This is a genomic window from Sphingomonas sp. LR55 (assembly GCF_036856015.1).
Taxonomy (GTDB): domain Bacteria; phylum Pseudomonadota; class Alphaproteobacteria; order Sphingomonadales; family Sphingomonadaceae; genus Sphingomonas.
Genome location: NZ_JASPFO010000001.1, coordinates 3,341,238 through 3,355,000 on the forward strand (window position 1 = coordinate 3,341,238; position 13,763 = coordinate 3,355,000).

The 13,763-nt window shown below is 66.2% G+C and carries 13 protein-coding genes and 1 pseudogene; 8 read left to right on the forward strand and 6 right to left on the reverse strand.

Annotated features, from left to right (window positions below):
• Window positions 1-13 precede the first annotated feature (13 nt).
• Together QP181_RS20115 and QP181_RS16140 are read left to right on the forward strand one after the other, a co-directional pair.
• The gene (locus tag QP181_RS20115) at window positions 14-1,066 is read left to right on the forward strand and encodes a toprim domain-containing protein (RefSeq protein ID WP_443027601.1); all 1,053 of its coding nucleotides are present in this window, start codon (window positions 14-16) and stop codon (window positions 1,064-1,066) included.
• Between the two features lie 58 nt (window positions 1,067-1,124).
• A complete protein-coding gene (locus QP181_RS16140; protein WP_277983740.1) occupies window positions 1,125-1,397 on the forward strand; it encodes a DUF1488 family protein in 273 nt (90 codons plus the stop codon).
• On the opposite strand, the gene QP181_RS16145 is transcribed toward QP181_RS16140, so the two are convergent.
• The 3 genes from QP181_RS16145 to QP181_RS16155 are packed head-to-tail and all read right to left on the reverse strand — an operon-like array spanning window position 1,375 to window position 3,108.
• The gene (locus QP181_RS16145) at window positions 1,375-1,998 is read right to left on the reverse strand and encodes a DedA family protein (protein WP_277983741.1); all 624 of its coding nucleotides are present in this window, start codon (window positions 1,996-1,998) and stop codon (window positions 1,375-1,377) included. The genes QP181_RS16140 and QP181_RS16145 overlap by 23 nt on opposite strands.
• A gap of 42 nt (window positions 1,999-2,040) precedes the next feature.
• Window positions 2,041-2,541 carry a DUF1993 domain-containing protein gene (locus QP181_RS16150; RefSeq protein WP_333929170.1) on the reverse strand — a complete coding sequence of 167 codons (501 nt, stop codon included), beginning with the start codon at window positions 2,539-2,541 and terminating at the stop codon, window positions 2,041-2,043.
• A gap of 9 nt (window positions 2,542-2,550) precedes the next feature.
• On the reverse strand, window positions 2,551-3,108 hold the full coding sequence (locus tag QP181_RS16155; RefSeq protein WP_333929171.1) for a DNA-deoxyinosine glycosylase: 558 nt from the start codon (window positions 3,106-3,108) through the stop codon (window positions 2,551-2,553).
• A 205-nt stretch (window positions 3,109-3,313) separates the two neighbouring features.
• Between QP181_RS16155 and QP181_RS16160 the strand changes: the two genes are divergently transcribed.
• Window positions 3,314-5,347, forward strand: coding sequence for a S9 family peptidase (locus QP181_RS16160; RefSeq protein ID WP_333929172.1), 2,034 nt, complete (start codon window positions 3,314-3,316; stop codon window positions 5,345-5,347).
• Window positions 5,348-5,400: 53 nt separating this feature from the next.
• Here the strand turns inward: QP181_RS16160 and QP181_RS16165 are convergent, their stop codons facing one another.
• A complete protein-coding gene (locus tag QP181_RS16165; protein WP_333929173.1) occupies window positions 5,401-6,054 on the reverse strand; it encodes a DUF1345 domain-containing protein in 654 nt (217 codons plus the stop codon).
• Window positions 6,055-6,103: 49 nt separating this feature from the next.
• Here QP181_RS16165 and hisS point away from each other — a divergent pair, with 49 nt between their 5' ends.
• The 4 genes from hisS to QP181_RS16185 all read left to right on the forward strand — a co-directional run bounded on the left by hisS (window position 6,104) and on the right by QP181_RS16185 (window position 10,979).
• Window positions 6,104-7,348, forward strand: a complete 1,245-nt coding sequence (hisS, locus tag QP181_RS16170; protein WP_333929174.1) for a histidine--tRNA ligase — start codon at window positions 6,104-6,106, stop codon at window positions 7,346-7,348.
• A gap of 133 nt (window positions 7,349-7,481) precedes the next feature.
• Window positions 7,482-8,555, forward strand: a complete 1,074-nt coding sequence (gene prfA, locus QP181_RS16175) for a peptide chain release factor 1 (protein ID WP_056053173.1) — start codon at window positions 7,482-7,484, stop codon at window positions 8,553-8,555.
• A gap of 230 nt (window positions 8,556-8,785) precedes the next feature.
• Window positions 8,786-9,529, forward strand: coding sequence for a peptide chain release factor N(5)-glutamine methyltransferase (gene prmC / locus QP181_RS16180; RefSeq protein ID WP_333929175.1), 744 nt, complete (start codon window positions 8,786-8,788; stop codon window positions 9,527-9,529).
• 241 nt (window positions 9,530-9,770) lie between these two features.
• Window positions 9,771-10,979, forward strand: a complete 1,209-nt coding sequence (locus QP181_RS16185; RefSeq protein ID WP_333929176.1) for a DUF4167 domain-containing protein — start codon at window positions 9,771-9,773, stop codon at window positions 10,977-10,979.
• 106 nt (window positions 10,980-11,085) lie between these two features.
• Here the strand turns inward: QP181_RS16185 and QP181_RS16190 are convergent, their stop codons facing one another.
• A complete protein-coding gene (locus QP181_RS16190; RefSeq protein ID WP_243643540.1) occupies window positions 11,086-11,376 on the reverse strand; it encodes a hypothetical protein in 291 nt (96 codons plus the stop codon).
• A gap of 71 nt (window positions 11,377-11,447) precedes the next feature.
• On the opposite strand from QP181_RS16190, the gene QP181_RS16195 reads away from it, so the two are divergent.
• Window positions 11,448-11,876: a CBS domain-containing protein gene (locus tag QP181_RS16195; RefSeq protein WP_132742438.1), complete on the forward strand. Its 429-nt coding sequence runs from the start codon at window positions 11,448-11,450 to the stop codon at window positions 11,874-11,876.
• 26 nt (window positions 11,877-11,902) lie between these two features.
• Here the strand turns inward: QP181_RS16195 and QP181_RS16200 are convergent.
• Window positions 11,903-13,278 (reverse strand): annotated as a pseudogene (locus QP181_RS16200) (lipopolysaccharide biosynthesis protein).
• Between the last annotated feature and the right edge of the window lie 485 nt (window positions 13,279-13,763).

Here is a 13,763-nt window from a genome sequence, read left to right on the forward strand (position 1 = left end):
GCTCATCACCGCGATGGGCACCGGCATCCGCGACGACTTCAACGCGGACAAGCTGCGCTACCACAAGATCGTCATCATGACCGACGCAGACGTCGACGGCGCGCACATCCGCACGCTGCTGCTGACGCTGTTCTATCGGCACATGCCCAAGATCATCGAGGGCGGTTACCTCTACATCGCCCAGCCGCCGCTGTATAAGGCGACCAAGGGCCGGTCGGAGGTGTACCTCAAGGACGACGCGGCGCTCGACGAATATCTGGTCGATGCGGGCGTCAATACGATGGTGCTCGATGGCCCCGGCGGCGGTCGTTCGGGTCGTGACCTGAAGGATCTGGTCGATCATGCGCGCCGGATGCGGACGCTGATGCGCTACGTCCCGAAGCGCTATGATGCCGGCATGATCGAGGCGCTGGCACTCGGCGGCGTGTTCGATCCCGAGGCTTCGGTCGAGGACCGCACCTCGCGTCTCGAAGTCGTGACGCGTCGTCTCGAACTCGACGACGGCGACGCACGCTGGACTGCGGTGCTGACCGAAGACGGCGGCATCCACTTCCAGCGTGCATGGCGCGGCGTCACCGACCACCACATCATCGAGGCCAGCTTCCTGGTATCGGCCGAAGCGCGCAAACTCCACGCGCTGTCGGGCGAGCACGCCGAAAGCTATGCGCAGACCTCGAACCTCGTGCCCGCTAGCAAGGCTTCGGCGGCGGAAGAGCCCGAGGCCGAAGAGGGTGCGGAGGCCGGTGCCGGCGTGATCGGCTCGGTCACTGCGGTCGCTGCACGCGGCTCGACGCAGGTCTCGCGCCCAAGCCACCTGCTTGACGCCATCCTGACCGCCGGGCGGAAAGGACTCGCGATCCAGCGCTACAAGGGGCTCGGCGAGATGAACGCCGAACAGCTCTGGGAAACCACGCTCGATCCGTCGGTCCGCTCGATGCTCCGCGTGACCGCGCTCAACGCCGAGAGCGCGAACGAGATATTTACGCAGCTTATGGGCGAAGTCGTCGAACCCCGCCGCGAGTTCATCCAGGACAACGCGCTCAACGTCGCCAACCTCGACGTCTAAGGACGGAACATCGAACGTCCAACCGCGCTTAACGGCCATCTATCTAGGAGCGTAGAACATGGCCGAAGACCGGTTGGACATCGATGTGAAGACCCTCGAGGACAATAGCGACCTGCGTCAGGTCGAGTTCGAGGGCGAAGTCAGCGAAGAACGCTATCAGTTCGCGGTGCAATATGATGTGCTCGAAGCGCTGAGCACGGTGGCGCCGGAGGGTGATGCGGTGGCGATCTTCAAACAGCATCTTGACGAGATCGCCGACCTCGGCGTCGTCGCGCTGGCCCGCGATCCCGACCAGGAGATCGTCGTGATCAGCGAGAATGATCTCGACTGACGACGGCGTTTGACGTGGCGGTCGTCGCGCTCGCCTTGCGGACGTGGCGGCCCCGCCAGAAGCGGATCGCGGTGATCACCACTGCCGCGACCGCGACCAGGATCGCCACGCCGACCAGCTTCTGCTTCGGCATGACCTTGTCGACCAGCGCGATCAGCCCGTCGCCGAACACATAGCCTATCCCCGTGAACAACACGCCCCACACCAGCGCAGAGATCGCGTTGAGCACCACGAAGGTGCGCGCGGGGATATGCGAGGTACCGATCGCGATCGGGCTGATCGTGCGCAGTCCGTACAAGAATCGGAAGCCGAGGATGAACACCGTCGGATGTCGATCGAGCGTGTCGAGCGCCTTGGCGAAGGCGGGCTTCTCGGCGATCCGGCGGACCCGCTTGGTGTCGCGATAACGGCGGCCGGCGAAGAAGAAGAGCTGATCCGCGAAGAACGATCCGGTCACTGCGGCGGCGGCGCTGCCGACCAGCGATACCAGATGCTGGTGCGCGAGCAGCCCGCCGGTGACGACGCTGGTTTCACCCTCGAACGCTGCGCCGAGGAAGATCGCGGCAAGGCCGTACTGCGAAATGAAGCTTTCGATCGACATTCGCCGCCCTTGCCGGACCGCACGGGGTTTGGCCAGCCGTGCTTATCGGCCCAGATAGTGCATCTTGCCGATCGGCACGCCGCGCATCCGTAAAAGCGCGTAGGCCGTTGTAATGTGGAAATAGAAGTTGGGCAGGACGAAGGCGAGCACGTAGCTTTTGCCGGTGAAGTCGATGCTGCCACCCGGCGTGACGAGCGTAACCGGGGCGTCCTCCTTGCCGTCGATCGCTGCGCGGGGAACGGTATCGAGAAACGCGAGCGTCGCGACGATCCGCTGCTGGAGCGCGGCGAAGCTGGCTTCGTCATCCGCCATGGCGAGATTGGGGATGTCGCCGATCCGCACCATCGCGCCCTTGGCGGTGTCGCTGGCGCGCTGCACCTGCGCGGTCAGCGGCGTCATGTCGGCGGTCAGCCGGGTGTCGAGCAGGTCCGCCTCCCCGATGCCGTGGTCGCGCGCGAACATCTCGCCGACGGTCAGGATCGTCGACAGGCTGGCAAAACCGCGGCGGAAGGCGGGGACCGTGAGGTCGTAGAGGCTGGTCATGCGAGAAGGCTAGGCGCGCTCTGCAGGCGGGTCGAGCAGGAACGTCGCCAGTGCGCTCCAGGCGGGGTGCTTGGCCGCAATGCCGACGGTGTGGAGCGGGCTGCTCGACGGGAGCGCGACGATCTCGGGGCCAGCGACGTCGCGGCCAAGGAGCTTCATGCCTTGCTTGAGCGCGGTGCCGCCGTTGAACGCGATCGCGCGGAGGTGCGGCAGGGTGGCGAGCAGCGCGGGGAGGTCGTTGCCTTCGATATCGACGATCGCCGCATCGGTGCTACCTGCGCGGCGGGCCGAACCGATGACGTCCCACAGCGCGACGCGGGCCTCGCGTAACGCGTCGAGCCGGTCGTCATAGTCCAGCACGGCGAGGTCGCGACCGACGACGGGCGACATCAGCTGCCAGAACTGGTTCTGCGGATGGGCGTAATAGCGCTGCGCCGCAAGCGAGCGATCCCCTGGCAGGCTGCCGAGGACGAGCAGGCGCGCATCGGGCGCGGCGATCGGGGGAAGGAGTGCTTGAGGGACATGGGTGTCTTTAGTGAAGATAGCTTTCCGTTCGACAACCCCCATCCGTCATCCTGACGAAAGTCAGGACCCCGAGCCGCGAAAGTCACCGTTCGTAACCCTGGGTCCTGACTTTCGTCAGGATGACGAGGCGAGGCGCTGCGGATCGCTATCGCATCTGTCCATTTCGTCTTTGATCCCGCAGGCAAATCGATCCGTCACCAAACCCCGGTGATTGCGCATAATCCCGCAAGCGTCCTATCACACGCACATGAAGATCATGCTCTCCGCCAGCCTCGCCGTGCTCGCCTTTGCGAGTGCCCCCGCCGCCGCCCGGCAACTCACCATCGACGACGTGACGATGCTCAGCCGCGTCGGCGCGCCGACCGCGTCGCAGGACGGGCGTTGGCTCGTCTGGGCACAACGCGAGACCGATCTCGCCGCGGACAAGGGGCGCTACGATCTCTGGCGGCTCGACCTGAGCACGCCGGGCGCGACGCCGGTGAAGCTGCTCGCTGATCCGCAGGTCAACGAGAACGACCCGCAGATCGTCGGCAACACGGTGTATTTCACCTCGGACAAGGGCGGCGAAGATGCGGTCTGGTCGGTGCCCGTAACGGGCGGCACGCCGCGCAAGCTGACCAGCTTCAAGGGTGGGTTCAGCGGCTTCAAGGTCGCGCCGACCGGCGACAGGCTGCTCGTCTGGGCGGACCGCAAGCCCGGCGCGCCGAGCCTCGAGCCGGCGATGGTCAAGAAGGATCCGAACGCGGGCGCCGGCCGCACTTACGACCAGTTGTTCGTACGGCATTGGGATACCTGGGCGGACGGCACCCGCTCGCAGCTGTTCGTCTTGCCGCTCACGGCGACCGGTGCACCCGGCAACGGGACGGCGATCGTTGGCGCGCTGGTCGGCGATACGCCCTCGAAGCCCAATGGCGGCGGCGAGGAAATCTCGTGGAGCCCCGACGGCCGCACCGTCTATTTCGCGATGCGCGAAGCCGGCCGGATCGAGGCGCTGTCGACCAACCTCGATATCTTCTCGGCGCCCGCGGATGGTTCGGCTGCACCGGTCAACCTGACCGCGGCGAACAAGGCGACCGACAATCTGCCGACGGTATCGCCCGATGGCCGGACGCTCGCGTTCTTCGCGATGCGGCGGCCGGGGTTCGAGGCGGATCGCCAGGTACTGACGCTGCGCGACATCGCCAGCGGCAAGACGGTGTCGCTGACCGAGCGCTGGGACCGGTCGGTCGGCTCGATCGCGTGGGCGCCCGATTCGAAGTCGCTCTACGTGACGGCGGACGACACGCAGGAGACGCCGCTGTTTCGCGTCGATGCGACCACCGGCGCGGTCACGCGGCTGACGCAGGAGGGACATGTCAGCGCGGTTGCGATCAGCCCGCGCGGTCCCGTGGTGGCGATCGACAGCCTCACCGCACCCGCCGATTTCTACCGCGTCGCGGGCACCGATGCGCCGCAGCGGCTGACGCAGGTCAACGCGACAAAGCTCGCCGGGATCGACATGCCGACGGTCACGCGGTTCAACTTCAAGGGCGCGAACGCGGACACCGTCTGGGGCTATGCGGTGAAGCCGTACGGTTCCACCGGCAAGGTGCCGATCGCGTACATGGTCCACGGGGGCCCGCAGGGATCGAGCAACAACAGCTGGTCGTATCGCTGGAACCCAGCGGTGTTCGCAGGCGCCGGCTACGGGCTGGTCGCGGTCGATTTCCACGGGTCGACCGGCTACGGTCAGGGCTTCACCGATGCGATCAGCAACAACTGGGGCGGCTGGCCGCTCGAGGATCTGCAAAAGGGTCTGAAAGCCGCGACCGACAAGTTCGCGTGGCTCGATGCCGACAATGCGTGTGCGCTTGGGGCGTCGTACGGCGGCTATATGATGAACTGGATCGAGGGGCAGTGGCCCGATCGCTTCAAGTGCATCGTCCAGCATGACGGCGTGTTCGACGCCCGCGCGATGGCATACGAAACCGAAGAGCTCTGGTTCGACGAATGGGAGCATGGCGGGAAGGCCTATTACGAGGACCCGCAGGCGTTCGAGAAATGGAACCCGGTCAATTACGTCGCCAAGTGGAAGACGCCGATGCTGGTGATCACCGGCGAGAAGGATTTCCGCATTCCGTACACGCAGGGGCTGGCGACGTTCACCGCTTTGCAGCGGCGCGGGATTCCATCGCGGTTGCTGGTCAACCCAGGCGAGAACCACTGGGTGCTGAAGCCGAAGAACTCGCGGCAATGGTATGGCGAGGTGCTCGGCTGGATGGATAAGTGGACGGCGAAATAATTCCCCCATGTCGTCATGCCGGAGCCCTTCCGGCATGACGACACGAGCTCACCTCAGCCACCGCTCCCCAGCACGTTGATGGTGAACGCCAGCACGCCGATGTTGAACACGAACGCCGCCATGCACTGGCCGAGCGCCGCCTTGCGCACCCGGCGCGAGGTGATCTCGACGTCGGAGGTCTGGAACGTCATCCCCAGCGTGAACGCGAAATAGGCGAAGTCCCAGTAATCGGGCTCGTCGCAACTCGGGAAATCGAGGCCCTTGGCGTCCTTCCCGTCCGGATCGTCGACATAATAAAGATGCGCGTAGTGCAGCGTGTAGATCATGTTCGAAAACAGCCACGCCAGCGCCAGCGTCGCGATTGTCAGAGCGATCCCGACCGCGTCGTTCTTGCCCTGCAGTTCCTTGGCGACCGCGACCAGGATGACGAGCATGATCATACCGCTGAACCCGAGCAGCACCGCGCGATTGGCGTCGTTCTCTTCCGCCGCGCGGCGCATCCGTGCCGCGGTGGCGTTGCGGAATAGCGTCGAAACCGCGATCAGGAACACGACCGCAGCGACGTCGAACGCCGCCATCGTCCCCCGGCCCAACCCGATACGTGGGATCAGCGCGGCGAGGCCGATCGCGAAGACCAGCACGAACAGGATGAAGCGCGGCGGGGCAACGCGTTGGCCGAGGCCCCAATATCTGGGTTTGTCGTTCATGCCACAGCGCTAGCGCTTAGCGGGGACGTCGCCTAGATACGCGCGCATCATGGCTAAGATTGAAACCCCGCGCCGCATCCGTGGCACCCAGGACATTTTCGGCGACGAGCAGCGCCGCTTCGCGCACGTCCTGTCGACGTTCGAACGCGTGCGGGCTCTGTATTGCTTCCAGCGCGTCGATATCCCGGTGTTCGAGTCGACCGCGGTGTTCGCGCGCTCGCTCGGCGAGACGACCGACGTCGTGTCGAAGGAAATGTACACGTTCGAGGATCGCGGCGGAGACTCGCTCACGCTCCGCCCCGAGTTCACCGCCGGCATTGCGCGCGCCTATCTGACCGAAGGCTGGCAGCAATTCGCGCCGCTGAAGCTCACCACCAGCGGTCCTGTGTTCCGCTACGAACGCCCGCAAAAGGGCCGCTTCCGCCAGTTCCACCAGATCGACGCCGAGGTGATCGGTGCTGCTGAACCAGCGGCGGACGTTGAACTGCTCGTGCTGGCGGACCAGCTGCTGCGCGAACTCGGGATTTCCGAGGGCGTGACGTTGCAGCTCAACACGTTGGGCGATGCGGCGACGCGCGACGCCTGGCGCGAGGCGCTGGTCGCGCATTTCGAGGTGCATCGCGGCGAGCTGTCGGAGGACAGCCTGACCCGGCTCGAGAAGAACCCGATGCGGATCCTCGACTCGAAGGACCCGCGCGACCGCCCGATCGCCGACAGCGCGCCCGATATCGACGCGTATCTGACGCCCGAGGCGCGTGCGTTCTTCGAGGCGGTGACGGCCGGGCTCGATGCGGCGGGTGTCGCGTGGGAGCGCAACGCGCGCCTCGTCCGCGGCCTCGATTATTATCGCCACACCGCGTTCGAGTTCGTGACCGACCGGTTGGGCTCGCAGGGAACTGTGCTCGCGGGCGGCCGGTACGACGGGTTGATCGGCTCGCTCGGCGGGCCGGAGACGGCGGGCGTGGGTTGGGCTGCTGGTGTCGAGCGGCTGGCTATGCTGTTGGAGGAGCCGGCGGCGGCAACGATCGATGCGGTCGTTGTGCCGATGGGTGCCGAAGCCGAAACCCGCGCGACCGGTATCGTTGCCGATCTGCGGCGTGCAGGCGTGGCGGTCGAGATGGCGTATAAGGGTAAGATGAAGGCGCGGATGGCGAAGGCGGATGCGCTCGGTGCACGGTTTGCGATCATTATCGGCGACGACGAACTCGCCAAGGGTGTTGCTGCGGTGAAGACCCTTGGCGCGGGCACGCAAGCCGAAGTCGCGTTCGCAAATCTTGCGGAGGCGCTGCGTTGAACGTCGCGCCGTCTGCCGGCTCGCCCCCCACCCGTCATCCCAGCGAAAGCTGGGATATCCCGGTTGGCGGACGCAACACCCGCCCCAGTGAGATCCCAGCTTTCGCTGGGATGACGGATAAGGGGGCGGGAGAATGACCCAGATCTCCCCCGACCGCATCCGCGCGATCGAGGCTCGGCGTGACGAGTTGCAGGCGCTGATGTCGACCGGCGATCTCCCCTCCGACCGCTTCGTCGCGGTATCGAAGGAATATGCCGAGCTCGAACCCGTAGCCCAGGCCGCCACCGAAGTGCGCCGATTGCGACAGGAGGCGGAGAGCCTCGCGTTCATGGCCGAGGATGCCGACGACGAACTCCGCGCGATGGCGTCGGACGAGCTTCACGAGAACCGCACGCTGCTCGAAACCGCGGATCGCAAGCTCGCGCTCGCGCTGTTGCCGCGCGATTCTGCCGACGAGCGCTCGGCGATGCTCGAAGTCCGCGCCGGCACCGGTGGCGACGAAGCGGCGCTGTTCGCGGGCGACCTGTTCCGGATGTACCAGCGTTATGCCGAATCGCAGGGCTGGCGGGTCGAGATGATCTCGGGTTCGTCGTCCGACGCGGGCGGCTTCAAGGAAGTCGTCGCCAGCGTCACCGGGCAAGGCGTCTTCGCCAAGCTCAAGTTCGAGAGCGGCGTGCACCGTGTCCAGCGCGTGCCCACCACCGAGGCCGGCGGCCGGATCCACACCTCGGCGGCGACCGTCGCGGTGCTGCCCGAGGCGGAGGAGGTCGACGTCAAGATCGACGACAAGGACCTGCGCATCGACGTCTATCGCTCGTCGGGGCCGGGCGGGCAGTCGGTCAACACCACCGACTCTGCGGTGCGGATCGTCCACATCCCGACCGGGCTGACGGTGATCCAGCAGGACGAGAAGTCGCAGCACAAGAACAAGGCCAAGGCCCTCCGCGTGCTCAGGACCCGGCTGTACGAGGCGGAGCGCGACCGGCTGCACGCCGAGCGGGCAGGTGCACGGAAGTCGATGGTCGGCTCGGGCGATCGCTCGGAGCGGATCCGGACGTACAATTTCCCGCAGGGCCGTGTGACCGATCACCGCATCAACCTGACGCTGCACCGCCTGCCGGAGATCGTCGCAGGCGAGATGGACGAACTGATCGGTGCGCTGGTCGCGCAGGACGAAGCGGACCGCCTGGCGCAGCTGGATGGCTAAATTCTGCTCCCCCTCCCGCAAGCGGGAGGGGGCCGAGGGTGGGCTCGCGGCCGGTTCCAGACGAGCGTTCAGCGTGGGTCTCTCGACCCATCGCAACTGGTGTGTCCGCGGTGAGCGCGTGCCCACCCCCAACCCCCTCCCGCAAGCGGGCGGGGGGTAAGTGCGGCGATCGCCACCGCCGCCGCGCGGTTCGCCTTCTCCGCCACCCCCGCCTCGACGCGGAACTCCTCATGGCGCACGCGCTTGGCGTCGAGCGCAACGCGATACTCCTCAACCCCGACCGCTACACCGTTCCCCAGACCTTCGCCCCCCTCGTCGAACGCCGCCTCAACCACGAACCGGTCGCCTACATCACCGGCACCCGCGGCTTCTGGTCGATCGATCTCGCCGTCGGCCCCGGCGCGCTCGTCCCCCGCGGGGACAGCGAAACGCTCCTGATCGCCGCGCAAAAACACTTCGCCGGTCGCGCCCCCGCGACGGTGCTCGACCTCGGCACCGGCCCCGGCACGCTTCTCCTTGCCGCGCTCGACGAATGGCCCGCGCAAGGCCTCGGCGTCGACTATTCCCCGAAAGCGCTCGGCTACGCCCGCGCCAACGCCGCCACCCTCGGCATGACCGACCGCGCCCGCTTCCTCCGCGGGAGCTGGGCGAGCGCGATCACCGGCCAGTTCGACCTGATCCTCGCCAACCCGCCCTATATCGCCACCGACGAGACGCTCCCGGCCGAAGTCCATGACCACGAACCGCACGCCGCGCTGTTCGCCGGCAGCGACGGGCTCGACGACTACCGCATCCTCGCCGCGCAACTCCCGGCGCTGATCGCGCCCGGCGGCGCGGCCGTCATCGAGATCGGATCGACGCAAGCCGAGCCCGTCACCGCACTGCTCGAAGCGCAGGGTTTGCACGTCGCGCTCCACCACGACTATGGAAACAACCCTCGTGCGCTGGTCGCGACGACAGGAATACGGCGCTAACCGGCAGTTTTCGCTTGTAGTATGGCCTTTCCGCCCGCTATCACGCGGGCAGGGGCACGCACTCTCGACGATTGGTCGGTTTAGAGCGATGACCCGCATCCTTCGCTTTGAGGTCGCTGCAGTCCGGCGGCCCTGGCAAGTTCGACGCACCGATCTCGTTTAGATCGTCGGTGCGCGGCGGGGGTTTGCACCGCATTTCGGAGCACGACCAGATTTTGGTTCGACGACTGAGGACACAAGCTTGATCAACAACCGGCAAGCCGGCCGCCGTCGCGGTCGTGGCAACAATAATAATGGCGGCGGTGGCGGTGGTGGCGGTCAACGCCAGGGCGGCGGCGGTGGCCAGGGTGGTCGCGATACCGGCAACCGCATCGACAGCCGCGCGCGCGGCAACGCGAGCCAGCTGTACGAGAAGTACAAGAACCTCGCGCGCGATGCGCAGCAGCAGGGCGACCGCGTCAATATCGAATATTACCTCCAGTTCGCGGACCATTATTTCCGCGTCCTGAGCGAGACGCGCGCACGGTTCGAAGAGAGCCAGCCGCAGGCGCAGCAGCAGCCACGTCGCCAGCAGCCGTTCGATCTCGACGGCGACGACGATTACGGCGACGAGGGCGAACCGATCCGCTCCGGCGAGCAGCAGGGGCAGCAGGCTTCGGCCGAGCAGCAGAATGGCGGCCAGAACGGCCAGTACCAGAATGCGTCCCGGCAGAATCGCGACACGCAGACCCGCGAAGATCGTCCGCAGCGCGATGACCGGCCACAGCGCGAAGAGCGCCCGCGGTACGAGAACACCCGCTATGAGGGCCAGCGTAACGAGGGCCAGCGTAACGAGGGTCAGTCGCGCAACGAAGGTCAGCGCGAAGACCGCGTTCGTGGTGAAGGCCAGCGCAACCAGCGCAACGCTCCCCGCGATACGCAGCAGCGCGACGAGCGTAGCGGCGAAGAGCAGGGTCAGGCGCGCGAGGCCCAGGCCCGTGAGAACCAGGCGCGCGAGACCCAGCCCCGCGACGAGCAGGTCCGCGAGCCCCGCTCCGACTACCGCGATGCGCCGCAGCGTGAGACGATCCGTCGCACGCTGCGCACCAGCGTCCAGGTCGCCAACGCCAACCAGGATTCGGAAGCCGACGCGGTCCGTTCGGTAACCGAAGCCTCGGAGCAGGTTGCCCAGCCGATCGAAACCGTCGAGACGACGACGCCTGTCGCCGCAGCCACCGAGGAGCAGCCCCGCCGTCGCGGTCGTCCGCGCCGCGATCGCAGCCTCGACGCACCCGTTGCGACCGAAGATGCAGCACCGACCGCATTCGATGCGGACCGCCTGCCGCCATCGCTCGGCATCTCGGCCATAACGCCGGCGCCAGCGACCGAAGCGACTGCTACTGACGCGGCGCCGGAAGAAAAGCCCCGCCGTCGCCGCGTTCGTGCGGTACCGGATGAGGTCGCAGGCTGAAGCCGTCATCCCGGATTGATCCGGGGTATTGCTGAGACCTGAAAAGGCCGGTGCCGCGTTACGCGACACCGGCCTTTTTCATGTTCGACGTCTGATCAGCGTGCGCTCAATCGATCCGCGCGACATCCTCGTCATGCCCGCTTCCCGAGCTCAGGAACGCGAGTCCCATCAGCAGCCCGGCCATCATCACCGATCCGCCGACCCCGCCGATCACCGCGAGCATCGTCACCAGATGCAGCGGCCCCTGCAGATGCGCCATCGCCGCAATCACCGCCGCGACGCAGATCGCCGCCGCCAGCACCATCCACGCCATGATCGCGCGAAACCGCGCCCATGCGAACGCCGCATAATGCGGGTCGTCCAACCCGGCGGGTGGTTCAGGCAGTCGATCGGTCATCGCTTCACATTGCCGCGCAAACATGGTTTCCTCAAGTCAGGCGCACCAGACGCATATGAGGAGAGGCGAAGATGACGATCGCGGCGATCCTGAAGGACCGAAAGGGCGGCATAGAGTCGCTCCACCCGGACTCGACTGTGGCGGAGGCGGTGGCGCTGCTCGCAGAGAAGCGGATCGGCGCGGCACCGGTGCTCGATGGCGACCGGGTGGTCGGCATATTCTCCGAACGCGATGTCATCCACTGCCTGCAATCGGACGGGGCCGCGGCGCTGGACCGGCGGATCGCCGATGTGATGACTACCGCGGTGAAGTCGGTCGGGCCGAACGAGTCCGCGATCGGCGCGCTGTCGCTGATGACTCAGCGCCGCATCCGCCATCTGCCGGTGATCGACGGCGACACGCTGGTCGGCTTCGTCTCGATCGGCGACTTGGTCAAATACCGCATCGACCGGATCGAAGCCGATGCCGCAGCGATGCGCGAATACATTCAGTCCGCCTAGATTAGGGGCTAAACCAGGGGGCTAAACTAGGCAGCGACAGGTTGTTTCCGCACCACGGCGATCAGTTCGCGCACCGTCGCCCGCGCAAAGATCAGCATCGACGCCGCATAGACCGCTGCGCCAATAGCCACGAGGACCAACAGCCGCCAATGCGCGTCGAGCGGCGGCAGGCCGCGATCCACCAGCCCGACGATCAGCGCCATCGCGATCGCCGCCAGCGCCGGTGATGCGACCGCCCGCGCCACGTCTCGCGCGCACCCCGATTACCGGCAGTGTCCGCCATGCGCTGATCGCCAGGTAGAGCGGATACGCGGTGATCCACGCGATGCCCATGCCGGTAGGGCCCCATTGAACGCCGACCAGAAACGCCGTGGTCAGGATCATTGCACCGACCGCGCCGTTCTGGACGCCGATTCCCGGACGGCCGCGCGTCCGATGCTGGCGTGAACAACACCTGCAACGTCATGAACGGCATCGCCAGCGCGAGCAGGTGGACGATGGGCGCCGTCTCGCGCCATTTGTCGCCCAGCACAGTCAGCACCAGCGGCTCGGCGGTGGCGGCCAGCCCCATGTAGAATGGCATCGCGACGATCATCACCATCCGCACCCCCTTCACGAACGCGCGCCCGATCGCAGCGGGATCGGCTTGCATCCGCGCATAGGCGGAGAAGGCGACCTCGTTCAGCGGCGGCACGAATTTCGAGACGAAGATCTGCGTGAGGAACAGGCTGGTCGTATAGATGCCGAGCATGTGCGGCGAAAAGCTGCGCCCGGCGATGAACACGTCGGTCTGGCTCTGCAGGAACCAGAACAGCTGCCCCGCGGCCATCACCCCGCCATAACGCGCGATCGTCCCGGCGCCGCGAAAGTCAAAGCTCGGCCAGACTAGCGACCGCGCGCTCCACGTCATCATCGCGCCGCGCACGCTAAACAGCACGATCGGCGCCAGCACCAAAGTCCATACCCCGAGACCATAGAGCGCACCGCCGAGCGCCGCACTGGCCGAGGCGATCGACGCGGTGATGTTAGCCTTGGCCTGGTGACGGAAATCCATCGCCCGCGAGAGCAGCGCATACGGGAGCGCGATGAAGGGGGTCGTCAGATAGAGCAGCGCCTGGACGCGGAGCATGTCGCCGACGATCGGCTGGCGGTAATAGGCGGACGCCAGCGGCGCGAGCGAGAGCTGGGCGACGGCGAGCCCGACGTTCAGGACGATCAGCATCCCGAACAGCTGGCGGACTTCGCGCTCGCTAATTTCCTTTTGCTGGATCAGCCCACTCGCCAAGCCATAGCCGTTGAGCATCGCCATGAAGGTGAGAACCACCTGGCACATCGCGAACAGGCCGTAATCGGCAGGCGCCAAGATGCGGATAACCAGGAAGGTCGCGCACCACTGCACCATCTGCGCGACGATCTGGCTGCCCGATCGCCATATGAGCGCGCTGCGTACCTGTCCGGCGAGCGAGGTTGGTCCGGAGGGCGCGCCCAAAGCGTCCGAGGGCCCAGGCGCCGACAGGGTCTCGGGCACGTTCGCCGGCGGGGGGCAGGGATCGCGGTATCCATCGTATCGGGCATGTAGCGATATGGGCCTTCACAAGCGCTTAAGGCGAGGCCCTAAAGACGGATGGTGCGTGCCACAGGACGCGGGGGCATCCTTTGGAAATCTCCGGCGGCGGAATGAAGTGCAGTTACAAGTGCTTCGTCAGCACCGGCAGGGGTGTGTGGGGCGTCATAAACGCGCAAACTCGAGAAAATTGCCACAAATGTGAAAGATTGTGTTTGACGCGAATCGGAACCCCGCCTAGAGGGGTGTCACCGCAGCGGAGTGCCTTACTGGTTACCGCGGTGGTCGCAAAAAACCAGATGCTGCAAGCTTTCTCGGAAGGG

Bases quoted from the DNA above. Each gene is read 5' to 3' on its own strand.
- QP181_RS16155 (WP_333929171.1), bottom strand. From the start codon at position 3,108: ATGGGGGTTGTCGAACGGAAAGCTATCTTCACTAAAGACACCCATGTC.
- prmC (WP_333929175.1), top strand. From the start codon at position 8,786: ATGGCGCACGCGCTTGGCGTCGAGCGCAACGCGATACTCCTCAACCCC.
- QP181_RS16165 (WP_333929173.1), bottom strand. From the start codon at position 6,054: ATGAACGACAAACCCAGATATTGGGGCCTCGGCCAACGCGTTGCCCCG.
- prfA (WP_056053173.1), top strand. From the start codon at position 7,482: ATGACCCAGATCTCCCCCGACCGCATCCGCGCGATCGAGGCTCGGCGT.
- hisS (WP_333929174.1), top strand. From the start codon at position 6,104: ATGGCTAAGATTGAAACCCCGCGCCGCATCCGTGGCACCCAGGACATT.
- QP181_RS16145 (WP_277983741.1), bottom strand. From the start codon at position 1,998: ATGTCGATCGAAAGCTTCATTTCGCAGTACGGCCTTGCCGCGATCTTC.
- QP181_RS16190 (WP_243643540.1), bottom strand. From the start codon at position 11,376: ATGACCGATCGACTGCCTGAACCACCCGCCGGGTTGGACGACCCGCAT.
- QP181_RS16195 (WP_132742438.1), top strand. From the start codon at position 11,448: ATGACGATCGCGGCGATCCTGAAGGACCGAAAGGGCGGCATAGAGTCG.
- QP181_RS16150 (WP_333929170.1), bottom strand. From the start codon at position 2,541: ATGACCAGCCTCTACGACCTCACGGTCCCCGCCTTCCGCCGCGGTTTT.
- QP181_RS16140 (WP_277983740.1), top strand. From the start codon at position 1,125: ATGGCCGAAGACCGGTTGGACATCGATGTGAAGACCCTCGAGGACAAT.
- QP181_RS20115 (WP_443027601.1), top strand. From the start codon at position 14: ATGGGCACCGGCATCCGCGACGACTTCAACGCGGACAAGCTGCGCTAC.
- QP181_RS16160 (WP_333929172.1), top strand. From the start codon at position 3,314: ATGAAGATCATGCTCTCCGCCAGCCTCGCCGTGCTCGCCTTTGCGAGT.